15 protein-coding genes are annotated in these 23,114 nt (G+C 66.3%); 7 read left to right on the forward strand and 8 right to left on the reverse strand.

The features are described 5' to 3' along the window. Nucleotides 1-7: 7 nt before the first annotated feature. The 4 genes from LCW13_RS14095 (at nt 8) to betT (ending at nt 5,807) form a co-directional block, all read left to right on the forward strand. Nucleotides 8-751 (forward strand): response regulator, encoded by a 744-nt coding sequence (locus tag LCW13_RS14095; protein ID WP_215823399.1) that lies wholly within the window; start codon nt 8-10, stop codon nt 749-751. A 199-nt stretch (nt 752-950) separates the two neighbouring features. Next, nucleotides 951-1,346 (forward strand): hypothetical protein, encoded by a 396-nt coding sequence (locus LCW13_RS14100; RefSeq protein WP_225347221.1) that lies wholly within the window; start codon nt 951-953, stop codon nt 1,344-1,346. A gap of 243 nt (nt 1,347-1,589) precedes the next feature. Continuing rightward, nucleotides 1,590-2,768: a Spy/CpxP family protein refolding chaperone gene (locus LCW13_RS14105; protein ID WP_225347222.1), complete on the forward strand. Its 1,179-nt coding sequence runs from the start codon at nt 1,590-1,592 to the stop codon at nt 2,766-2,768. Nucleotides 2,769-3,767: 999 nt separating this feature from the next. Then, nucleotides 3,768-5,807 (forward strand): choline BCCT transporter BetT, encoded by a 2,040-nt coding sequence (gene betT, locus LCW13_RS14110; protein ID WP_225347223.1) that lies wholly within the window; start codon nt 3,768-3,770, stop codon nt 5,805-5,807. Between the two features lie 152 nt (nt 5,808-5,959). Here betT and LCW13_RS14115 read toward each other — a convergent pair whose 3' ends face one another. From LCW13_RS14115 to ptsP, 3 genes are read right to left on the reverse strand one after another with little or no spacing between them, the layout of a single operon-like run. Next, nucleotides 5,960-7,747: a PTS fructose-like transporter subunit IIB gene (locus LCW13_RS14115; RefSeq protein ID WP_225347224.1), complete on the reverse strand. Its 1,788-nt coding sequence runs from the start codon at nt 7,745-7,747 to the stop codon at nt 5,960-5,962. Next, nucleotides 7,744-8,787: a 1-phosphofructokinase family hexose kinase gene (locus LCW13_RS14120; RefSeq protein WP_225347225.1), complete on the reverse strand. Its 1,044-nt coding sequence runs from the start codon at nt 8,785-8,787 to the stop codon at nt 7,744-7,746. The genes LCW13_RS14115 and LCW13_RS14120 overlap by 4 nt, the downstream gene beginning before the upstream one ends. After that, a complete protein-coding gene (ptsP, locus tag LCW13_RS14125; protein WP_225347226.1) occupies nt 8,787-11,831 on the reverse strand; it encodes a phosphoenolpyruvate--protein phosphotransferase in 3,045 nt (1,014 codons plus the stop codon). Before ptsP ends, LCW13_RS14120 begins: the two co-directional genes overlap by 1 nt. 387 nt (nt 11,832-12,218) lie before the next feature. On the opposite strand from ptsP, the gene cra reads away from it, so the two are divergent. After that, a complete protein-coding gene (gene cra, locus LCW13_RS14130) occupies nt 12,219-13,226 on the forward strand; it encodes a catabolite repressor/activator (protein ID WP_225347227.1) in 1,008 nt (335 codons plus the stop codon). A 57-nt stretch (nt 13,227-13,283) separates the two neighbouring features. On the opposite strand, the gene LCW13_RS14135 is transcribed toward cra, so the two are convergent. Together LCW13_RS14135 and LCW13_RS14140 are read right to left on the reverse strand one after the other, a co-directional pair. Further along, a complete protein-coding gene (locus LCW13_RS14135; RefSeq protein WP_225347228.1) occupies nt 13,284-16,040 on the reverse strand; it encodes a sensor histidine kinase in 2,757 nt (918 codons plus the stop codon). 51 nt (nt 16,041-16,091) lie between these two features. After that, nucleotides 16,092-16,772 carry an oxidoreductase gene (locus LCW13_RS14140; RefSeq protein WP_225347229.1) on the reverse strand — a complete coding sequence of 227 codons (681 nt, stop codon included), beginning with the start codon at nt 16,770-16,772 and terminating at the stop codon, nt 16,092-16,094. A gap of 259 nt (nt 16,773-17,031) precedes the next feature. Between LCW13_RS14140 and LCW13_RS14145 the strand changes: the two genes are divergently transcribed. Continuing rightward, nucleotides 17,032-19,194, forward strand: coding sequence for an alkaline phosphatase D family protein (locus LCW13_RS14145; protein WP_225347230.1), 2,163 nt, complete (start codon nt 17,032-17,034; stop codon nt 19,192-19,194). Next, the gene (locus tag LCW13_RS14150) at nt 19,178-20,152 is read left to right on the forward strand and encodes a histone deacetylase family protein (protein WP_225347231.1); all 975 of its coding nucleotides are present in this window, start codon (nt 19,178-19,180) and stop codon (nt 20,150-20,152) included. The genes LCW13_RS14145 and LCW13_RS14150 overlap by 17 nt, the downstream gene beginning before the upstream one ends. Before the next feature lie 123 nt (nt 20,153-20,275). Here the strand turns inward: LCW13_RS14150 and LCW13_RS14155 are convergent, their stop codons facing one another. From LCW13_RS14155 to modB, 3 genes are all read right to left on the reverse strand, one after another. Beyond that, nucleotides 20,276-21,091 (reverse strand): MOSC domain-containing protein, encoded by an 816-nt coding sequence (locus LCW13_RS14155; RefSeq protein WP_225347232.1) that lies wholly within the window; start codon nt 21,089-21,091, stop codon nt 20,276-20,278. Nucleotides 21,092-21,154: 63 nt separating this feature from the next. Beyond that, nucleotides 21,155-22,393, reverse strand: a complete 1,239-nt coding sequence (gene modC / locus LCW13_RS14160; protein WP_225347233.1) for a molybdenum ABC transporter ATP-binding protein — start codon at nt 22,391-22,393, stop codon at nt 21,155-21,157. After that, a complete protein-coding gene (gene modB, locus LCW13_RS14165; protein WP_225347234.1) occupies nt 22,386-23,078 on the reverse strand; it encodes a molybdate ABC transporter permease subunit in 693 nt (230 codons plus the stop codon). The genes modC and modB overlap by 8 nt, the downstream gene beginning before the upstream one ends. Nucleotides 23,079-23,114 lie beyond the last annotated feature (36 nt).

Below are 23,114 nucleotides of genomic sequence, written 5' to 3' on the forward strand. Positions count from 1 at the left end.
CTTGACCATGAGCGACGTTCACGCCGACACCTCTGACGCCCGGGCCGAGACCCAGAAACCGCTGATTCTGGTGGTGGAAGACGAGCCCAAGATCGCAAGCCTGCTGTGCGATTATCTGGACGGCAGCGGGTATCGCACCCGGCATGTCGACGACGGCAACGCCGTGATCGCGGCGGTCAATGACGAGACACCCGCCCTGGTATTGCTGGACCTCATGCTGCCTGGCACCGACGGCCTGACCCTGTGCCGTCAGCTGCGGGCCGAGGACAATCTGCTGCCCATCGTGATGCTGACCGCGCGGGTCGAGGAAGTGGACCGCCTGCTGGGGCTGGAGCTGGGCGCCGATGACTACATCTGCAAACCCTTCAGTCCGCGTGAGGTGGTGGCGCGCATCAAGGCCGTGCTGCGTCGCAGCCAGGCGCTTGATCAGACCCTCTCGCAGACCTCCGACAAGGGCCAGCTGGTGCTCAATGAGGAAGGTTGGCAGGCACTGGCCGATGGCAGTGACCTGGGCCTGACCGCGGTCGAGTTCCAGCTGCTCAAGGTGATGATGCAGTCGCCGGGGCGCATCTTCTCCCGCGATCAGCTGATGGACCACATGTACCGCGACCACCGCATCGTCTCCGAGCGCACGGTGGATTCCCACGTCAAGAAGCTGCGCCGCAAGATCGCCAATGTCTGGCCGGAGCGCGACGTGATTCGCTCCATCTATGGGGTCGGCTACAAGTTCGAGCCTGACGTGCTGGACTGATATCTCGCCTCGCGCAGGCCCTGAAACCTTTCAGAAACATGACAACCGCCGTCTGTGACCACAGACGGCGGTTGCGTTTTTGTTGCACCCACGGTGCGAACTTGCTGTCCAACTGCGACGGATACTGTCATCACTGCCTAAGCAAGAGCCATTTACTGCTGCTCGAGCGCGGGTCTACGCCACAAGTGAGGTATTCGTCATGTCCCACAGTCCTGCCAGTCGTGCTCTCTCCCGCACTCGCCTGATCGGTGCCGGCGTACTGAGCGTCATGCTGATGGCATCACCGCTGAGCGTGACCAGTGCCAGCGCTGCCGATGTCTCGCTGAATGTGCTGCTGGATGGCATCAGCCTGAACGTCGGCCAGCGTGCCACCCTCGACAAGCAATATCGCCACTATCGCCAGCAACGTCAGGCCGCAGAGAGCCATCACGACGCCAAGGCGCTTGCCAAGGCGCGCAAGGCCTACCTGGCCGATGTCGATCGCGTCCTGAACCGCCATCAGACCCAGCGCTTCCACCAGCAGTTCGACCGCCACTATCCGGCGAATGCCCAGGCGAACGCCAAGGCGGCGAAGAAGCGCCACCACGGTGGCTGATGGCAACCGCGTCTGAGCGCCTCGGGTTGAAACCTGGCGTCATCACCTTGATCAAGGACTCAGTCCCTACAGGATTCAGGCCACAAGATCACGCTGCAGAAAAGACACAGCAAGCCGTTGCATGTTCCGCCCAGGCGCGTTGCACGCAACCCCATGAAACGTTGCACAATGCCGGCACATTCACTGCTGATAATGCTCTTATCGCTTGATTCCGGCCCTTTATCTAGACACTCGGAGTACGCCATGAACCGCATTTCTCGCAAGCTCATCGTTTCCGGTCTGCTGACCGCCCTGGCACTGCCGATGACCGCCCTGGCACTGCCGATGACCGCCATGGCCTCAAGCAACGACAAGCACCATGACGGCGCCGACCGCAAGGAAGGCCTCGACAAGATTCTCGCCAGCTGGCATCTCAGCGATGAACAGCAGCAACAGCTCGACGCACTCAAGCAACAGCAGATGGAAAGCCGCAAGCAGCTCAAGGAGCAGAAGTTCGACTCCCGCGAAGCGCGCCGCGACGCCATCCAGGCACAGCGTGAAGAACACAAGGCCGCCCTGGCAGAGATTCTCGACGAGAATCAGGTCAAGGTGCTCGAAACCTACTGGGCTGCCGGCAAGCCGATGCACGGCAAGCACATGGGCAAGCATGACGGCAAACGTCACGGCGAAGGCAAGCATGCCGACGAGCGTGGTGGCGAGCGCGGCGGCAAGCACATGGCCGACAACGGCAAGCAACGCATGCAGCTGATGGGCGCCCTGTTCGACAGCTGGGACCTGGATGACGACCAGCGCAGCGCGCTCAAGGACTCCTTCAAGTCCATGCGTGACGACATGGAGTCACTCAAGAAGACCGACTTCGACTCGCGTGAAGCGCGCAAGGCCGCCTTCGAGGAACTGCGCAAGACCCAGCACGATCGTCTGGCCAAGGTGCTGGATGACGACCAGATCAAGGTGCTGGACCTGATGCACCAGCGTGACAAGCGCGGTCCGAAGATGGCCGACCGTCAGCAGCAGGAAGGCATGAAGGCGCTGCTGGCCAGCTGGAACCTGAGCGATGACCAGATGCAGGCGCTCAAGGAAGTCCGCAAGGAAATGCGTGACGAGATGCATGACAGCATGAAAGAGATGCACGACGACATGCGCGATGCCATGCAGGACGCCGACACCAAGCAGGAGCGTGTCGCCGCCCGCCAGGAAATGCGCAAGGAAATGAAGGAGCAGCGCCTGGAACTGCGTGAGGAAGGCCGCGAGAAACTCGCCGATGTGCTGTCCGCCGAGCAGCTCGATGCGCTGGAAGCCTTCATGGCCAATGGCATGCGCCATCACGCTGGCAAGCATCATGGTGGCATGAAGGGTGACATGAAGGGCGGCGACATGAAGCGCGGCCCGATGCATGACGCCGACCAGTCTGAAGATGCCTGAGTCAGGCCATCACCTGAGCAACTGAAAGCCGGCTGATCGTGGGCCCGGCGAGGTAAGAACCGGACGGTCGCGCCCCGGACGATCGCGCTCCGGACGATCGCGCTCCGGAAACAGCCATTCAGCTGCCCTGCTGACGTCACTTTCGCCGCCCCGGCCACGATTCTGTGGTCGGGGCGGCGTCGTTGTGTCCTTTTACCGACAGCGATTTTTCCAGGCACGACGCCGCGCCTGCGAGGCTCTGCCATCGGGCCTCGCGGCGATCTGATCGCGACACGAGGATAAGCGAAAGCGACAGTTGCACTGCCTTTTTCCCCAAAGGGGGGTTATATTTTTATTGAACAATCAATTAAAATAATTCTGCAAGGCTTTGAGCATTACACGGCGTGATGATGTGAGTCGCGTTTTCCTGACTGCTGAGCTCCCCTCCGCTGCCGAGCTCGACCGGCGGCAGCAAGACGGGATGCCTGCAACCGTCACAGGAAAGCGGACCCGGCAGATGCCGACGAGACTGACGCCTGCCATCCCGGCAACTTCAAGGGAGCAAGCGACGGCGACCGCCACGGACTCGCGAGCAGACACCGGAGTGACCCGCCCCTTCGCAAGAAGGCGGGTGACGTCCAGGGACGCCGAGTAGACGTTCGAAGTGATGAGAGCAGCACGATGAAGGCACAGCGTTCCCCAGCGCTCGGCCCGCCATCGTTCTTCTGCGGCCAATCTGGCCTGCAGAAGAGGGGCCGCACCACAGCACCACGGTGCGCGCCCGGCGTCTCTCATGAATTGCCCATCGGCATTTCTTGCTTGCTGCCCAGCGATGCCCCTGCAATCGCGTCGCCACGGCAGTCGACACTGCCGCTGCTGCAAGTTCCGCCCCGCGCGTGAGCTGAGCACGGCCCGTGCCGTTCGTGTCCGTCTTTTCCTGCACGCCACCCGCAATTTCTGCGGCTGACGGGCAGCTAAGCACCACGCACGAGTGAAACTTCCCCTGATAAGGAGTTGCTCATGCAGAAACCTGCTTCCGCCGAGAACGCCACGCCGTCCTCGAGTCGTATCAACCCGACGGTCTTCTACGGATCGATCATCGGTATCCTCGCCTTCCTGGCCTTCGCGATGCTGTTCACCGAACAGGCCGACGCCTGGATCGGCAGCGCCCTGGGCTGGACCATCGATACCTTCGGCTGGTTCTACATGCTGGCCATCGTCGCCTATCTGGTCTTCGGGGTGCTGATCGCCTGCTCGCGTTTCGGGCGCATTCGCCTCGGGCCGGACGATTCACGCCCGGAATTCTCGCTGCTGTCCTGGTCGGCGATGCTGTTCGCGGCCGGTATCGGCATCGACATCCTGTTCTACTGCATCGCCGAACCGCTGTCCCACTACGTGGCGCCGGTGACCGGTGACCCGCAGACCCAGGCGGCGATCCGCAACGCCATGGTGGAAACCTTCTTCCACTGGGGCCTCTCCGGCTGGGGCATCTATGTGCTCGCCGGCATGTCGCTGGCCTACTTCAGCTACCGCCACCGCCTGCCGCTGGCGATCCGCTCGGCCTTCTACCCGCTGCTCGGCAACCGCATCAATGGCCCGATCGGCAACGCCGTGGACATCTTCGCGATCATCTCCACCGTGTTCGGCATCGCTACCTCGCTGGGCATCGGCGTCATCCAGCTCAACTACGGCCTCAAGTTCATGCTCGGCGTGCCCGAGAACCTCGCCGTCCAGGCCGCGCTGATCATCGGCGTGATGGTACTGGCGACCATTTCCGTGATCACCGGTGTCGAGAAAGGCATCCGCATGCTGTCCGAGTTCAACATGCTGCTGGCCACCGCGCTGCTGATCTTCGTGCTCGCCGTCAGCGACACCTCGCAGCTGCTCAACGCCCTGGTGCTCAATGTCGGTGACTACATCACCCAGTTCACCGCCAAGAGCTTCGATACCTACGCCTACACCCCGGGTACCGATGAGTGGATGAGCGGCTGGACGCTGTTCTTCTGGGGCTGGTGGATCGCCTGGACCCCGTTCGTCGGCCTGTTCCTGGCGCGTATCTCGCGTGGCCGTACCATCCGTCAGTTCGTGTTCGGCGCGCTGCTGATTCCGCTGAGCTTCATGATGGTGTGGATGAGCGTGTTCGGTAATTCCGCCATCGACATGGTCGCCAATCAGGACGTCGCCACACTGGCCACCGAAGCCCTGAACGCACCGCAGAACACCATCTACACCTTCCTGGAGCAGCTGCCCTACTCCACCATCACCACCGCCGTGGTGGCGATTCTGGGTATCGTGTTCTTCGTAACCTCCGCCGACTCCGGCGCCCTGGTACTGGCCAACTTCACCTCCATCCTCAAGGACGTGAACCACGATGCGCCGATCTGGCTGCGCATCTTCTGGTCCGCCATCATCGGCCTGCTGACGCTGGCACTGTTGATGGTCGGGGGCCTGAGCGCGCTGCAGAGCGCCGTGGTGATCACCGCCGTGCCCTTCTCCATCGTGCTGATCTTCATGATGATCGGCATGTACAAGGCGCTGATGATCGAGGACCGCAAGGAGAACGTGCGTCAGGACAACAGCTGCGTCTACGAAGGCGTCGACTGGCATGAGCGTCTGGACCACGTGCTCGACTTCGCCCAGAGCGGCAGTTCCGAGGCGACCCTCAAGCGCTCCATCCGCCCGGCCCTCAACCAGCTGGCCGAGGAGCTCAATCGTCGCGGTCAGGTCTCGAGCGTCACCGAAGAGACGCTGGAAGATGAGCCGCTGCCCCGCGTGACGCTGGAAGTCGAGTTCGAGGATGCCTCCAACTTCGTCTACCAGGTGCGTGCGGTACGCCAGCAGACGCCGAGCTTCATCGACGCCAATGATGACTTCTACCTGCGTCTGGAAGTGCACCTCTCCGAGGGTGGCAGCGGTCAGGAGCTCAACGGCCTGTCGCGTGCCCAGGTGCTCGACGAAGTCGTCACCGCCTACCAGCAGCATCTGGCCTTCGTGCGCCACGATACGGTCAATGAAGCCCCGGCGATGCCGGGCGTGATCGGCAAGTCCGAACTGGACTGATCAGAGCTGGACTGATCAGAACTGGACTGAGCCGTCGCTGAGCGCCTGCGCTCGGCCTGCAATGCAAAAGCCCCCGCCGGGAGACCGGCGGGGGCTTTTTGCGTCTTGCCTTGTGCGTTTGCGGCTTGCGTCCTTACCTGCCTGCCAGCGGCTCAGGTCGCGGCAGCGGTCTCGACCTGCTGTGCGCCCTTCTTGATCAGCGCATAGCCGATACCCGTCACCAGGGTGCCGGCGACGATGGCGCCCAGGTACATCAGCGGCACGTTGATGGCGTTGGGAATCAGCAGCACGAACAGCCCGCCGTGCGGTGCCAGCAGCTTGGCGCCTATCAGCATCGACAGTGCGCCGGTAACGGCACCACCGACCATGCAGGCCGGAATCACGCGCAGCGGGTCCTTGGCGGCGAACGGAATCGCACCCTCGGAGATGAAGCACAGGCCGAGAATGAAGCTGGCCTTGCCCGCCTCACGCTCCGGCTCGGCGAACTTGCTACGCGCGATGAAACTGGCCAGCCCCATGCCCAGCGCCGGCACCATGCCAGCGGCCATGATGGCCGCCATCGGCGCGTAGGTCTCGCTGGCCAGCAGGCCGACACCGAAGGCGTAGGCGGCCTTGTTGACCGGGCCACCGAGGTCGAAGCACATCATCGCGCCGAGCAGAATGCCCAGCAGCACGGCATTGGCCGAGCCCATCGATTCGAGGAATTCGGTCAGTGTCGCCATCAGCCCCGCCACCGGCGTGCCGACCACGTAGATCATCACCAGACCGGTAACCATGCTCGCCACCAGCGGGATGATCAGGATCGGCTTGAGCGATTCGATCGACTGCGGCAGCTTGACGAAACGGCTCAGCCCCAGCGCGCTGTAGCCCGCCAGGAAGCCGGCGATGATGCCGCCGAGGAAGCCGGCGTCCAGGGTGGCGGCCAGCCAGCCACCGATCATGCCCGGCGTGATGCCCGGGCGGTCGGCGATGGAGTAGGCGATGTAGCCCGCCAGCACCGGAATCATCAGCTTGAAGGCCGAACCGCCGCCGATCTGCATCAGCGCCGCCGCCAGAGTGCCTTCTTCCTCGAAGGCCTTGATGCCGAACACGAAGGACAGCGCGATCATCAGGCCGCCCGCCACCACCATCGGCAGCATGAAGGACACGCCGGTCAGCAGGTGCTTGTAGGGGCCGCGCTTCTCGCCCTTCTGCTGGCTGCCCTGACCGCCCGCGGCGGTGGCGGATTCCATCTCGGCGCCTTCCAGTGCCTGCTCGATGGTATCGCGCGGCTTCTTGAGCGCGGTGCCGGTGGAAGTCCGCCAGACCCGCTTGCCGGCGAAGCGCGTCGGGTCGACCTCGATATCACAGGCCAGAATCACCACCTCGGCTGCGGCGATCTCCTGCTCGGTCAGCGCATCCTGCGCGCCCACCGAGCCCTGGGTCTCGACCCGCGTCGGGTAACCCAGCGCGCGCCCTGCCTCGCTCAGGGCCTCGGCGGCCATGAAGGTATGCGCCACGCCGGTCGGGCAGGCGGTGACCGCGACGATGGACGGCTTGTGCGCCACCTCTCCGCCAGCTGCGCTTGCTGCGCCGCTGGCCGTCGTGCTGACAGTCGCAGCAACATCGGCGATGTCCTTGGCTTCCAGCACGCGGGCGCGGGCCTCGGCATTGGCCAGGAAGGCGGCGGGGTCCGGCAGCGCCTCTTCGATGGGCGCGACATGCACGCGCTTGCCGACGAAACGCTCGAGACCGGCGCTGGTCATCGGCGACGCCGCGACGATCACCAGCTCGGCGGCGGCGAGCTGGGCATCACTCAGCACGAGTTCACGCTCGAATTGCGAGCGCATGTCGATGAGGGGTTCCCAGTCGCGACGACGGGCGGCCTGCTCCAGACGGCGCGCCGCCAGGAAGCTGGTCGCCATGCCGCTCGGGCAGGCGGTAACGATGATGACATTCATGGGCGTGGCTCTCCGGCTGTCGCGACCTCGGCACTGGCCAATGTCTCGATGCTGGTGTGTTGTTGGAGGGTTTCAAGCTCCGGGGCGGCGGGATTGCCCGGCCCCGGGTGGGTCACGGCCTCGGCGGAAAGCGCCGTGGCATGACGCAGAATTTGTTCACGCATGGCCGCCGTGGGTGTCGGATGGCAGAGCACCCCATGCAGCATGGCGGCCAGCAGGGTATCACCGGCACACACGGTACTGACCACTCGCATGCGCGGCGGGCGGGCCCGCAGTGTCTCGGCGCCGGGGCTTGCCCACAGCACGCCTTCCGGACCGGCAGAGATCAGCGCCTGTTCGATGCCGTGCTCGACCAGACTCGCCAGCGCGCGCTGACGGGCGGCGTCGCTCTCCAGCGGCTCGCCCGCCCACAGCGCCAGTTCCTGCTCGTTGGGCTTCACGCCGCTGGGCGGCACCGCCAGACCGGCTTCGAGTGCCGTGCCGCTGGTGTCCAGCCAGCAGGCAATGCGGCGGGCACGCACCCGCTGCACCAGGCTCGCCAGCTGCTCGCTGCTGACACCCGGCGGCAGGCTGCCGGCGATGACGACGGCACAGCGCTCCGGGCTGCCCTCGGCCTGCTGGCGATCGATCCACTCATCGATGCGCCCCTCAAGCCGCGTGAAGGCAGCCTCATCGACCTGCATGCCCGCGCCGTTGATATCGGTGACACGGCCACTGGCCTCCCCCAGCTTGACGTTGATGCGGGTCGCGCCCGCGACGCGTTCGAAGGCATCACTCAGCCCCCACTGGACGAAGGCGGCCTCGAAATCGGCCTGGTTGTCGGCGCCCAGAAAGCCGCTCAGCGTCACCGGATGACCCAGCGTCGCCAGCACCCGCGCGACGTTGATGCCCTTGCCCGCCGCCTCGAGATGGTGGCTGCGCGCCCGGTTGACCTTGCCCGGCACCAGGCTGTCGAGGCCGATGGTCATGTCCAGCGCCGGGTTGAGCGTCACGCACAATACCGGGCAGTCGGCGGCCTGATGCGTCGTGTTGTCACTCATCACACTGACTCCCGCGGGCTGTGTCCATTACTGTCCACATTACTGGCCGCATGACTGTCCGCATCACCTGAGGTGACCTCGGCAGTTGAAGGCTCGCCCTGCTCGAGCAGCGCTTCCAGAGCACTGCGCACGTCTTCCGAGGTCGGCTGGGCCAACGCGACCCTCGCCTGCTCACGCGCCGTGGCCAGGTCCAGCTCGCGCACCCGCGCCTTGACCAGCGGAATCTGGCGGCTGGACACTGACAGCTCATCCACGCCCAGCCCGACCAGCACGCCGACGGCCTGGTCATCACTGGCCAGCTCACCGCAGACGCCGACCCAGGCACCGTGGGCGTGGGCGGCACTGACGGTCATCTCGATCAGGCGCAACACCGCCGGATGCAGACCATCGGCCTGCGCCGAGAGCGTCGCATGGCCGCGGTCGATCGCCAGGGTGTACTGGGTCAGGTCATTGGTGCCCACCGAGAAGAAGTCGACTTCCGGCGCGATGCTGGCAGCAGTCAGCGCCGCCGAGGGGATCTCGATCATCACGCCAACCTGCACGTCGCGCACCGGCGGCTGGCCATGTTCGGCCGCGTAGGCGGCGTCCAGCTCGGCACGCACGCGATCGACGATGGCACGCGCGCCACGCAGTTCGGCCAGGTCCTTGACCATCGGGAACATCAGGCGAATCGGCCGCGCCCCGGCGGCCGCCAGCAGCGCCCGTACCTGGGTCTCGAGCACTTCCGGGCGCGTCAGGGCGAGGCGAATGCCGCGCAGGCCGAGGAAGGGGTTGTCCTCACGCGGCAGCGGCCAGTAGGGCAGCGGCTTGTCGCCGCCGACATCCAGCGTGCGTGCCACCAGCGGCCGCCCCTCGAGCGCATCCAGCGCCTCGCCGTACTGGGCGGTCTGGGTGGCGAGGTCCGGTGCCTGCGGGTGCGCCATGAACACGAATTCGGTACGCAGCAGGCCGACACCCTCGGCACCGCGCTCGACGGCGTCGCCGGCATGGGCGGTGTTGCCCAGATTGGCAACCACCTCGACATGATGGCCATCCAGGGTCGTGGCGGGTGCCATGCGCGACTCCCAGGCGGCGGCCTGACGCTGCTCATGCCCGGCGATCGCCTCTTCGGCACGCGCGCGGCGACTGGCCGAGGGCATCACGCTGACGCGGCCTCGTTCACCATCGACGATCAGCTCGCTGCCATCGGCGATCGCCAGCACGCTCGGGCCAGCCCCGACCACCGCCGGAATGCCCAGCGAACGCGCCAGAATCGCGCTGTGCGAGGTCGCCCCGCCCAGCGCCGTGACCAGGCCCCGCACGCGAGTGGTATCCAGGCGCGCCACATCCGACGGGCCGATGTCCTCGGTCACCAGCACATGCGGTGTCTCGGGGGCACTCGGCAGCGGCGTATCGGTCAGCACGCCGAGCACCCGCCGACCGACATCGCGCAGATCGGCGGCGCGTTCGGCCAGCAGGCGATCGGCGAGGTTCTCCTGGGCGCTGGCAGCGCTGTCGATGGCCGACCACCAGGCCGCTTCGGCGCTGTGGCCTTCATCAAGGCTTTCGCGCGCCGCGGCAAACAGCTCCGGATCGCCGAGCATCTCCTCGTGCATCGAGAGAATCTCGGCCATCTCGGCGCCTTCGGCGCGATTGACCAGCGCCAGCAACTGCTCGCGGGCGGTCTGGATACTGGCCACCAGGCGCTCGGCCTCACGATCGGCGCCGGCATCTCTGCGCGTCTCGTAGACGAAGCGCGGCAGGCGCATCACCCAGCACGGCGCGATGGCCATGCCCGGCGAGGCGGCCACCGCAGGCACCACGCTATCGGCGGCGGGAGCGGCCTGCTGGGTGTCGCGGGTGGCTTGCTGTTCGCTGGCCTCCAGCGGCGTGGCGGCGTCGGCGCGCCAATCGGCCAGCGGCTCCACCGCCTCCCCGAGACCGGCCTGCACCGCGCTCACCATCATGCTCAGCGCCGCCTGATTGGCCGCCGAGTCATCGCCGGAGGCGCTGAAGATCAGCGTCTGGCCGCGGCGTGCGCCCAGCCCCAGCACCTTGGTCAGACTGGCGGCACTGACCACACCGCTGTCATCGCCTTCCAGTCGCAGCGCCGGAACGACGCCATGCTGCTCGCCGGCTTCGCGCGCCGCCTGCACCAGCTGCTTGGCCGGACGCGCATGCAGACCGTGGGCGTTGAGCAACACCACCTGAGCCAGCTGCGCCGTGGCGGACTCCCCCGACAGCCGCGCCAGCAGGGCGCTGGCCGACAGGCCCGGCAGGCTTTCGCCCGCGCCCTCTTCCAACAGCGTCAGCAGGCGCTCTAGCAACGGCTGATGCTGGCCCTGCTGAGCATCGACTGCCAGACAGGCCAGCGCAGTGATGCGTCCGTGGCGCGTCTCCAGTGCCTTCTCCGGCGTGACGATGGCCAGCGCCGAACGGGTGACATCCTGCTGCGACTGCGCCAGCCACACGCCCTGCCCCAGCGCCACCGGTTGGGCGGCGAGCATGGCCGAGATGAAACCATCGCTGACACAGCCGGCCTGACGCAGGCGCGCGGCCCCCGCCAGCACCAGCTCGTCACGATCACGCGCGGGGAAACCGCACAGCAGCGTCTCGGCATCCAGGAGCGGCGGCACCACCTCGCGGCCCAGCTCGCTCAGCACTTCCTCGGCGGTGGTCGCCGAGGCCAGGCGCTCGCTGACGCCGTCGCGATCGAGCACACGCGTCAGCGCACGCAGGATGTCGAGATGCTCATCGGACTGTGCCGCGATGGTCACCAGCAGGAAGACGCGATTGCCGTCGTGCCACTCCACGCCCTGCGGAAACTGCAGGACACGCACCCCGGTGGCCAGTACGGCCTCGCGGCTGTCCGGCGTACCGTGGGGAATCGCGATCCCCTGCCCCAGGTAGGTGGAAGACTGGGCTTCGCGCGCCAGCAGGCCCTCACGGTAGTCGGGCGTGGCGCGCCCACCGGCGACCAGGGCATCGGCGGCCTGTTGCAAGGCATCGCGCCAGTCGCTGGCATGGGCGGCGAGAAGGATGTCCTCGCGATCAAGACTGAGCATGGCTGGCTCCTTGAGGCTCCCTTCTGGGTGAGGAGCCTGGATGTTGGCGGTGCGCTGCAAGCGTGTATTTCAGCTGCCGCGACACGTCACTTGGCGAGTTCCGACAGGGTAGCGGCGTCATGGCGTAATGACGAGCATGCTGAATCGTGTCACCTCAATAGGGCTCATGCTGGCCGTTTTCTTGCGCCCGATCAAGCGAACACAAACCGAAAACGTGCTTCTGGTGACTAGACATTGGGTGTAGAGCCGCCTGTGGCGCGGGCTCGAGAGGTGTCGAGCGAGGCGTACCCGGCGCAGAGAGGATTTGCACCCGAGCCCACAAGTGCGCATCATTCCTCGCACATGGAGCACGCAGATCCCGTTCCCCTTTCCAGCAAGGACAGTGGCATGACCCTGGCAGAAATCGCGCGTCTTGCAGGCGTTTCACGCACCACCGCCAGTTATGTGGTCAATGGGCAGGCACAGGCACGACGTATCAGCCCCCAGACGGTCGAGCGCGTCATGGCGGTGGTACAACGTCATCACTATCGGATCGATGCCCAGGCAGCCGCGCTGAGGCGTGGTGAAAGCCGCACGCTGGGCTTCATGCTGCCGGATCTGGAGAACGCCAGTTATGCCCGCCTGGCCAAGTTGCTGGAGCGCGGGGCGCGTGAGCGCAACTATCAACTGTTCATCGTCTGCTCCGACGATGAGCCGGAAACCGAGCGCGAGCTGGCACGCATGCTCAAGGCGCGGCGGGTCGATGCGCTGATCACCGCCAGCTGCCTGTCCCCCGATGACCCCTTCTACCGCGAACTGGCGCTGGATGGCTTCCCGGTCATCGGTGTCGACCGCGCGCTGGATACGCGCCACTTCGCCAGCGTGGTCAGCAACAACGAAGATGCCGCCCGCCAGCTGACCGAAGCCGTGCTGGAACACGCGCCGCAGCGACTGCTGTGGCTGGATGCCTTGCCGGAGATCGATATCACGCGGGCGCGCGCCAGCGGCATGCAGGCGGCGCTGGCGCACTATCAGCAGGGCTCCGGCAGCAGCGAGCTTGAGGCCACCACCCTGCATGCCGCGCGTTACGAGCGCGAGGCAGGCGCGGCGGCGCTGACCGAGCATCTCCGCCATTCACCGCTGCCGGACGCCATCGTCACCGCTTCCTACACCCTGATGGATGGCGTGCTCGATGTGCTGTTCGCCGAGGGGCCGCCGGCCAATCCGCCCAAGGCGATGGCCAGCTTCGGCGACGACCGCCTGCTCGACTTCCTGCCGCTGCCGATCCATTCACTGCCCCAGCGTCACCAGCAGATCGCCGATGCGACGCTGACGCTGGCGCTGCAGGGCATTCAGGGCCAGACCACGCCCGGCGTGACGCTGGTGGAACGAGAACTGCGCCGCCGCCAGCACTGAGGTGATGTCTGAGGTGATGTGTCTGGCCGAGGGCGGCTTTGCTGGCGCCCACCATCACTAGCGCCAGGCTTGGCCGGCATCGTGGGCGATGCGGTGATCGCGAATCTCGGCCAGCAGCGCCGCCACCGCGGCCTCGATGCGGGTACGCGGCGTGTCGGATGCCAGCAGCAGCTCCAGCTGCAGGGCGGCATCGCGCAGCAGGTCGTGATCCAGGGTGGCGGCGCTGCCCTTGAGCAGATGGGCTTCATGCTGCAATTGCTTCAGATCCATGTGATCCACCGCCCGTGACAGGCGCTGGGACTGCTGCTCGAGCTGCTCCTCGAAGGCCGCCTCGAGGGCCGCGATGCTGTCGGCATCCAGTTCATCCCGCAGCGCAGGCGTCACGGACTGTGCAAGCTCCGCCGCTGAGCCGCCAGATGTCCACGCCTCTCTAGTGTTCATGCTCGTGTGTCCCCCTTCTGCCCCTTCCCGTTCGCCCTCGCCTTCGCTCTCGCCTTTGCCCTCAGGCTCACGCCGCTCGATGGGGCCAGCCGCCGACGGCTCACTGGCCTTGTCTGCTTCAGCTTCAGCTTCAGTCTCAGTTTCAGCTTCAGCCTCGGCCTCAGTGGCACGCGCCTGGGCCTCATGGATCATGCGACGCCGCGCAGCGGGGGAATCGAGTGATGCCACCAATGACGCTGCACGCGCGAGTGCCTCACCGGTTACCGGCGGTGCCTCGAAGTGGGGCGGTCGCTCAGTGGTAGGGGAATAGCTGATCGGGTCGAAGGGCTGGGTGCTGGCGAGGGCATTGACGCGCCATTCGCCGAGGTCCTGGCTGCCCGACTGCCAGCGCGCCAGCATGCTGGCGAGCTGCTGACGCCGGATCGGCTTGGACAGGAAGTCGTTCATGCCCGCCGAGAGGCAGCGCGCACGCTCCCCCGCCGCCACATTGGCCGTCATCGCGACGATAAGGCTCGGCGCACGCCTGTCACTGTGCTCCATGGCGCGCCAACGCCGCGCCACCGCAAAGCCATCCAGTCCCGGCATGCGCAGGTCGAGCAGCACCAGCACCGTATCGCGCTGGCGCGCATACCACGCCAGCGCCGCTTCGCCACTGTCGACCGTCGTCACCGTGTAGCCCAGGCCACTGAGCATGGAGTGGGCCACTTCGCGATTGATGTGATTGTCGTCGACCACCAGAACATGCTCGCCACGGCTGAGCGGCAGGGGCGCGGAGGTGAAGGCCGGTCGCTTGAGCGCCGCGGTGCGTGGCAGTGGCAGCTCGAACCAGAAGCAGGCACCCTTGCCCGGGCGTTGCTTGAGGCCCAGTCGCCCGCCCATCAACTCGACCAGCCGCCGCGAGATCGAAAGCCCGAGTCCGGTACCGCCGAAGCGACGCGCGGTGGAGGCATCGCCCTGGGTAAAGGGCTCGAACAGCTGGGCGGCCTGTTCTTCACTGACCCCGATGCCGGTGTCATCGACCTCGAAGCGCACTCGCCCCGCCGGCAATGCCTCGACCAGCAGACAGACACGCCCCTGCTCGGTGAACTTGAAGGCATTGGAGAGCAGATTGAGCAGCACCTGACGCAGACGCACCGAATCGCCCATGACCTGCTCGGGCAGCTGGGCGGAGCGGCGGTCATCGAAGACGATGCGCGTGCTGTCCATCTGCGGCAGCAGCAGGTCGATCACGCCATCGATGGCCGTGTGCAGTTCGAAGGGGCGTCGTTCGACGCTGAGCTTGCCGGCCTCGATCTTGGAAAAGTCGAGGACATCATCCACCAGCCCCATCAGCACTTCGCCGCTGTCGCGCAGGCTGCTGGCATAGCGGTGCGCACTGCTCTGCAGCGGTTCGGCCAGCAACAGCTCGCTCATGCCGATCACGCCATTGAGCGGGGTGCGAATCTCGTGGCTCATGGTGGCCAGAAACTCGGACTTGGCGCGACTGGCCTGTTCGGCCCGCGCCGCCTCGTGCTTGAGGGCCGACGACATCGCCAGCATCTGCAGGCGGGCCTGCTCACGTCCGCGGGCCTGCAGCCAGACCTGACGGCAGACCATCAAGGTGGCCAGCAGCATCAGCGCCAGCAACAGCAACATCAGCTGCACCAGGCTGTCGCGGCTCTGACGCTCGTGGGCCAGCTCCTCGGCCAGACGTGCACGTACCCGCAACAACAGCGTCTGGGTGGTATCGCCCAGCGCATCGCTCAGCTGCTGGAACTCCGCCGCCTCGCGACCCTCGGGCCCCAGCACCTGGGAGCGCTGTGCAGCGTCGTTGTCTGGTAAAGCGTCGTCAGCCTGGGCGCCCTGCACCGGGCCCGTGCCCTCGAACACCGGGCCATGCCGCCACTTTTCCAGCCGCAGATCGAGATACTCGATCTGGCTCATCAACTCATCGGCCAGCAGCGGCACGGCCGGCAGGGTCATCAGATGGCGCTGGAAATCCCCCCGCCGGAAGATATAGGTGCGGCTGTAGAGCAGCTCGTAATTCTGCAGCACCTCATTCCAGATGCTGGCACGATCGGCTGGCCCGGCGACGCGATAGCGCGCTATCGAGGAGGAGAGGCTGACCGCCTCGCGATCCAGCTTGTAGATCGACCAGACGGCGTCATCGCGGGTGCGGTCTTCCAGACTGACCTGGTTGTGCAGGATGGTGCCGCCGATGCCGATGGAGGCCAGCAGACACAGGATGCTGATCGCCATGCCCAGCCACAGCGGCCAGCGCGCGGGGGAATTGCCGCTTCCGCCCACACCCGACGCGGCAATGCCCTGATCAGCAAGGGACTGATCAGCAGCGGTGCCTGAAAGCGGGGATCTTTCATCCGGCGACTGATTCACTGCATGACTCCATGTCATCTTGCGCCTGAGGGGTCAGGCGCCAGCCCTCGCTCACTCCAGCGTCAGCCCGGTGACCTGCCAGACACTGCGAAAGCGTACCTGCTCATTGAGCAATTCCGGATGAGCATCGAAGGGATACAGCACGAACAAGGGCCCGAGGTCACGCACCGGCATGCGCTCTCCGTCGCGGCGCGTGGCCAGCAGGACATCGAAGTCCTCGATGTCGCTGAGGGGAATCTCGGCCACGAAGTCATTCAGTGCCCGCACCTTGAGCCCCCTGGCATCTTCAGACACCCGCGCCACCAGCTCGCGCAGCAGCGGGCCGGAGAAACTGACACGTCCCTGGGTCCAGGGGGTGTGGGTGGCCACCACGCGCGACGGCATGGCTTCGAGCATCGCCAGATCGAAACGCGCCCGTGGTGCCTGCAGGGAACCGGCATTGCCACAGCTGACAGCGCCCTCGACCGTCAACACCACCGGCCCGCTGGGCGCAGGCAGGCAGTCATTGGCCGCCAGCACGTGGCGCTCGCCTGTCGCCAGCGGCGCCTCGGCGGCCAGGGCCGCGGGGCTGAAGAGGCTCGCTGACAGGCTTGTTGCCAAGGTCGCGGCCAGGCTCGCTGTCACACTTGCGGCCAGGGCGACCTTGCGCCAGAGGGAGCTGCGCGAGCCCTGCCCGCGGTTGACTGGCCTGGACTGCGGACTCACGAGGCGCTTCGCCGATGGATCATTCATGCCGGTTTCCCATGCTATTGTGCGAACGCCATGTGCATTCAAGGGCCCAACTTTACGCTAGCTCGCGCATGCTTTGCGAGCCTGCGAACCTCGCGCCACGACGAGTTGTCACACTCAACGCACGGAGCCACTCATACGCCCAGCCCACGCCTGCGCCCATGGCTGGCGTTCGTCGCCTGTTACGCTATCGCCTGTTAAGCGTCAGCTGATGATAGTCAGCTGACCGCTATCCGTCTCCACCTGCCATCGAGCCTGCTTAATGTCTGCCACTTCGTCCGCTTCGCTGCCTGCCAACGGCTCTCCCACACCGACTGCTGCCCTGCCCCGCGTGCTGGCAGGCCCGATATTGCGCCGTGTCACCGCCGAGGGCGTGATGCTGTGGCTGGTGACCTCTCGCCCACAGCAGGCGCGGGTGTGGCTGCTGCCGGAGCAGGACGCGACGCCTCCCACGCGAGGTGAGGATGGCCTGCCGACAGCACCGAGCTGTCGGCTGACGGAGCATCTGGCGATGCCGCTGGGGGAGCACGCCTGGCTGCTGTTGATCGAAGCGCATCCCGACACGCCCTTGCCTGCCGACTGCGCCATCGCCTACGAGCTGGGCCTGGCGGAGCCGTCATCGGCAACGACAGCGTCATCGGCAACGGAAGCGGCATCATCGGCAGACACGCCCGAATGGCAGGGCATCGCCGACTGGGCGCCACAGATTTGCTACCCCGGTGAAAGCCTGCCGCGTTTTCGACTGCCGTCGCGCCTGACGCGTGTCGCGCATGGCAGTTGCCGCAAGCCGCATCACGGCTTGAGTGACGACGAGCAGCAGGCGCAGCAGAATGCGGAAGACGCTGCGTCGACCGATCGCCTTGAGACGCCGCCGCCCAAGGGCCCGGGTGGCGATGGACTGGTGGCGCTGGATCGCTGGTTGAGCGAGCGACGTGAGAGCGTCGCCGAGTGGCCGGAGGTGATGCTGTTCACCGGCGATCAGATCTACGCCGACGATGTCGCGGGGCCGATGCTGGGCGCGATCGATCAGCTGATCGCGGGGCTGGGGTTGCCGGAGGAAACGCTGATGGAGGCCGAGGTCTCCGACACTCGCGAGCTGCGCCAGCACCCCTCGCACCTCTACCACCGCCCGCAGCTGCTGCCGGATATGCCGGCCAACGAAGGCGTGGCCGCCAGCTTCTTCGGTGCCAAGCGCAAGCCCATCTTCACCTCCACCGGTGCCGACAACCACCTGATCGGCCTGTCGGAAGTCATCGCCATGTACCTGCTGGTGTGGTCTGACGTGCCGTGGGAGGCGCTGGGCATCACGCTGGAAGATCCCTCGGCGCTCGAGGGCCATGACGACGCCACCCGCGAGCGCCATGCCACCGAAGCCCGTCACCTGCGGCGCTTCTGTGGCGGACTCGGTCAGGTGCGTCGCCTGCTGGCCAATGTGCCCAGCCTGATGATCTTCGATGACCACGATGTCACCGATGACTGGAACCTCAGCGCCGCCTGGGAGGAAGCCGCCTATGGCCACCCCTTCTCGCGCCGCATCATCGGCAATGCGCTGACCGGCTATCTGCTGTGTCAGGCCGCCGGCAACGGGCCGGAGCCACTGGCGGAGCTGCTGGAGGAGACCCGGGCGCTGTTCACTCATGCCCTGACTGGCACTGACACGGCCGCAGACGGCCATTTCGATGTCGAGCGTCAGGAGGCCTTGATCGCCCACCTGCATCGCTGTGAGAGCTGGGATTATCAGCTCGACACCACGCCGCCGCTGATCGTGGCCGATACGCGCACCCGCCGCTGGCGCAGCGAGCGCAAACTCTCGCATCCCTCGGGGCTGATGGACTGGGAGGCACTGAGCGAGCTTCAGCAACGGCTGGTCGGCCATCCGGCCGTGGTGCTGGTGTCCCCGGCGCCGATGTTCGGCGTCAAGCTGATCGAGAGCATCCAGAAGCTGTTCACGCTGGCCGGCAAGCCGTTGATGGTCGATGCCGAGAACTGGATGGCGCATCGCGGCGCGGCCAGCGTGATGCTCAACATCTTCCGCCACTCGCGCACGCCACAGAACTTCGTGATCCTGTCCGGCGATGTGCACTACTCCTTCGCCTACGACGTGCGCCTCAAGCATCGCCGTTCAAGCCCGAGCATCTGGCAAATCACCAGCAGCGGCATCCGCAATCGCTTCCCGGTCGGCCTGCTGGATGTGCTCGACCGTCTCAATCGCTGGCTGTACGCCCCGCGCTCGCCGCTCAATCTGCTGACACGCCGGCGCAACATGCGTGTCACGCCGCGCCGTCACGACGCGGCCAGTCATGGCGAACGCCTGCTGAACGCCTGCGGCATCGGGCTGGTCGACCTGGACAGCGACGGCCGTCCCACCGCCATCCGTCAGCTGACCACCGACGGACAGGAGGTGCACTTTGTGCCCCGTCGCTGATGCCCACTGCCCGCCGCTGGCGCTGATCCATCATCCCGGCTATCGGATAGCACTGCCCGAGAAGCATCCCTTCCCGATGGACAAGTTCAGCGTGCTCAAGCGCCTGCTCGACCGCCAACTGGCCGACTGCGCCTCGGCCATCGACTGGGTGACGCCCCAGCCCGCCGAGGAGGACGACCTGCTCAGCGTGCATACCCGCCGCTATGTGCATGAATTTCTCACTGGCACCCTGAGCGCGCAGGCCCAGCGGCGCAGCGGCTTCGTGTGGAGCGAGGCACTGCGCGAGCGCAGCGTGCTGGCCGTGGGCGGCACCCTGACCACCGTGCGCGAAGCGCTCAAGCGCGGGCTGGCCTGCAATACCGCGGGCGGCACCCATCACGCCCACCCGGAGGCCGCCAGCGGCTATTGTCTGCTCAACGACATCGGCGTGGCGGCGCATCAGGCGCTGGAGGACGGCGTGAAGCGCGTGCTGATCGTCGATCTCGATGTGCATCAGGGCGATGGCACGGCGTTGATCTTCGCCGACGAGCCGCGGGTCTTCACGCTGTCACTGCATGCCGAGAGCAACTTCCCGGCGCGCAAGCAGCAAAGTGATCTGGACGTGCCCTTGCCCAGGGGCATGGGCGATGCGGACTATCTGGCGGTGCTGGAGCGTACGCTTGAGGAGGTGCTGGCGCGGGTACGCCCGGAGCTGGTGATCTTCGATGCCGGTGTCGACCCGCATGCCGCGGACAGGCTCGGCCATCTCGAGTTGAGCGACAGCGGCCTCTACCACCGCGAGCGACATGTCATCCAGCGCTGTCGCGCGGCGGGCGCCGCCGTGGCCTGCGTGATCGGTGGCGGCTATGACCGCGATATCGAGGCACTGGCATGGCGCCACAGCCAGCTGCACCGTGCGGCGCTGGATGTCTGGCGCGAGGCGCATGGCCAACCTGCCCTGTTCGGGCCGCCGGGCTGAGCTTGCCTACCGTCTTGCCAAACGCCTCGCCAACTGTCTTGCCAAGCGTCCCTCAACGAAAACGCCCGCCATCGATGATGGCGGGCGTTTTCGTTCAGGCCTGTAGGCAAGATTCCAGCGACATCACTTGAAGGCGGTGACTTCCACCTCATCGCCGACACGCAAGGTCGGCTTGCGCGAGGGATCGAGCGCGACGAGGTTGTAGCCGAAGTGCACCTGGCCATCCGCGAAGCGGCGCACCCGTGCCAGCGTCTTGAGCGGCTCGCCGTCGCCACGCTTGTCGCCCGTCGCCGGGTCGACATTGACCATCGCACAGCGGGTGCAGGAGGACACCAGCGTGAAGCGTGCCTCACCGATGCGCACTTCCTGCCAGCCATCCTCGGCCCATGCCTCGGCGCCGCTGATCACCAGATTGGGGCGGAACTGATCCATGCCATGGTCCGCACTCGGGGTCTGGGCGTTGAGCGCCGCCAACGAAGCCTGATTGGCCAGCAACAGCGGAAAGCCGTCGGCGGCGCTGACGCGCTGCGCGATGATCTCGCGATAGCGCTCCGAGCGCTCGCCCAACCAGCTGAGCCTGACCGGCATGCCGACCTGCTCACTCAGCCAGGCATCAGCCTCAAAGCTCACGCTCAAGGCAGTGAACCGATCGGCCCACACCTGGATGTCGAGGCGCTCGGCCTGGTCATCGGTGGCAAAGCTGACACTGCCGCATTCGGGGCGGTCCAGATGCCACAGTCGCCACTGGCCGCTGGCGTCTTCGCGCAGGGCCAGGCGCTGCAGCTGGGGATGCGTACGCGCGGTGACGAACTTGCCACGCGCCGCGACCACCACGAAGCGGCGGTCCTGCGTGAGACCTTCCTCGCCGAGCGTCGCTGTCTGAAGCGCTTCAGCGGCGCCGGACTTGAGGGGATAGCGCCACAGGTGGGTCAACTGCATGAGAGGTTTCCTTTCCAGAGTCCATCAATTCGAGAAATCAGCTTACGGTGCGTGCGAGCGGTATCAGCTCGCAGGCGAGGCAGAGCCTGCGTCATTTGGCGCCTTGGCCTGTGCGGTATCTGTCTGTGTCGCATTCGGCTGGGCCGCACTCGGCTGGGCCGCATTCACCATGGGGATGTCGTCATCCATGGCGTCCAGGCTGATCACGTCGGGGCCCGAGAGCGCCACGCTGGAAATCAGCGCCTTGACGCCCAGCCCGACCTTGAGGCCCAGCTCCTGACACACCAGACGATCGACTCGCGCCCTCACCCGCTGGCCGGCGATGCCCAGCACCAGCTCGGCGCTGGCGTGGCCGCGCTCGCTCTCGATCTCGTGGATCACGGCCGGCAAGGCATTGCGCAGGCTGGTGTGGGTCGGCGTCTCCAGCGCGATGCTGATGTCACGCGCCCGCAGCCGCAGTCGCACACGACGCCCCACCGGCATCGCCAGCCGCGCCAGCTTGAGGCTCAACCCGGCGCCCAGCCCCAGACGCGTCAGCTGCCAGTCATCATCGTGCGACAGCACCTCGGCGGTCAGCAGCGAGCCCGCTTCGAAGCGGCCGGTCTGCGGTGCCAGGTCCAGCCGTGACAGCATGTCACCGATCTCGCCGCTGGCGGTGATGCGGCCGTTGTCCACCAGCGCCAGGCGGTCGGCGACCGCGAACAGCTCGCGGGTGTCATGACTGACGAACAGGATCGGAATCTCGATCTCGCGCGCCAGCCGCGCAATGTAGTGCAGCAGCTCCTGCTTGCGAGCACCGTCGAGTCCGGTCAGCGGCTCATCCAGCAACAGCATGCGCGGGCGTGACAGCAGGGCGCGGCCGATCGCGACACGCCGCGCCTCGCCACCGGACAGCTGGCCGGGCATGCGCGACAGCAGGTCCTCGATGCCCAGCAGCGTCACCATCTCATGCAGACGTGACTGATTCTGTTGGCGCTGGGCGGGTGTCAGGGCGCGCGGCATGCCATAGCGGAGATTGCCGCGCACGCTGTAGTGCGGAAACAGACGCGGCTCCTGGAAAACGACGCCGAGCCTGCGACGATGCGCCGGCACGAAGATATCGTTCTCACCGCCCGTCAGGCACTCGCCATCCAGGCGCAGATGGCCATGGTCGGGACGTTCGAGACCTGCGATCAGGCGCAGGATAGTGGTCTTGCCGCTGCCGGAACGCCCGAAGAGCGCCGTGACGCCGCGCGCCGGCACCTTGAGCGTGGCATCCAGCGTGAAGGCGCCCTGCTGACGATGGAGGTGGAAATCAAGCATCACGCCCCTCCATGCGCAGTCGCGCGCGACGTGCCAGCCACTCGGAGGCCAGCAGCGACAGCATCGCGATGACGACGGCGATGGCGCACAGCCGGGCCGCGGCGCCTTCCTGGCCCGGGGTCTGGATCAGGGTATAGAGCGCCAACGGCAGCGTGCGGGTCTCGCCGGGGATATTGGCGGCGAAGGTGATGGTGGCACCGAACTCCGACAACGCACGCGCGAAGGCCAGCATGCCGCCGGTGAGAATGCCCGGCAGCGCCAGCGGCATGGTCACCGTGAACAGCACGCGCAGCGGGTTGGCGCCCAGGGTGCGGGCCGCGGCCTCCAGACCCGGGTCGATGGCCTCCAGCGACAGGCGCATCGCGCGCACCATCAGCGGAAAGGCCATCACCGCCGCCGCCAGCGCCGCACCCTGCCAGGTGAAGGGCAGCACGATATCGACCCTGGCCAGCCACTGGCCGATGACGCCGTTGCGCCCGAAGGTCACCAACAACAGATAACCGACCACCACCGGCGGCAGCACCAGCGGCAGATGCAGCAGACCATCGACCAGCGCCTTGCCACGAAACTCACGGCGCGCCAGCCACCAGGCCGCCGCAAAACCGGGAATCAGGCTCAGGCCGACCGCGACGCAAGCCACCTTGAGGCTCAGGCTCAGGGCTTCCCATTCCAGCGCACTCAGCATGGATCTTCCTCAGACGAAGACAGGTTCTCGCACATG

Source organism: Cobetia amphilecti, assembly GCF_020217465.1.
GTDB lineage: Bacteria > Pseudomonadota > Gammaproteobacteria > Pseudomonadales > Halomonadaceae > Cobetia > Cobetia amphilecti.

Coding starts and splice junctions, on each gene's coding strand:
- LCW13_RS14095 (WP_215823399.1), top strand. CDS start 8: ATGAGCGACGTTCACGCCGACACCTCTGACGCCCGGGCCGAGACCCAG.
- LCW13_RS14100 (WP_225347221.1), top strand. CDS start 951: ATGTCCCACAGTCCTGCCAGTCGTGCTCTCTCCCGCACTCGCCTGATC.
- LCW13_RS14105 (WP_225347222.1), top strand. CDS start 1,590: ATGAACCGCATTTCTCGCAAGCTCATCGTTTCCGGTCTGCTGACCGCC.
- betT (WP_225347223.1), top strand. CDS start 3,768: ATGCAGAAACCTGCTTCCGCCGAGAACGCCACGCCGTCCTCGAGTCGT.
- LCW13_RS14115 (WP_225347224.1), bottom strand. CDS start 7,747: ATGAATGTCATCATCGTTACCGCCTGCCCGAGCGGCATGGCGACCAGC.
- LCW13_RS14120 (WP_225347225.1), bottom strand. CDS start 8,787: ATGAGTGACAACACGACGCATCAGGCCGCCGACTGCCCGGTATTGTGC.
- ptsP (WP_225347226.1), bottom strand. CDS start 11,831: ATGCTCAGTCTTGATCGCGAGGACATCCTTCTCGCCGCCCATGCCAGC.
- cra (WP_225347227.1), top strand. CDS start 12,219: ATGACCCTGGCAGAAATCGCGCGTCTTGCAGGCGTTTCACGCACCACC.
- LCW13_RS14140 (WP_225347229.1), bottom strand. CDS start 16,772: ATGAATGATCCATCGGCGAAGCGCCTCGTGAGTCCGCAGTCCAGGCCA.
- LCW13_RS14145 (WP_225347230.1), top strand. CDS start 17,032: ATGTCTGCCACTTCGTCCGCTTCGCTGCCTGCCAACGGCTCTCCCACA.
- LCW13_RS14155 (WP_225347232.1), bottom strand. CDS start 21,091: ATGCAGTTGACCCACCTGTGGCGCTATCCCCTCAAGTCCGGCGCCGCT.
- modC (WP_225347233.1), bottom strand. CDS start 22,393: ATGCTTGATTTCCACCTCCATCGTCAGCAGGGCGCCTTCACGCTGGAT.
- modB (WP_225347234.1), bottom strand. CDS start 23,078: ATGCTGAGTGCGCTGGAATGGGAAGCCCTGAGCCTGAGCCTCAAGGTG.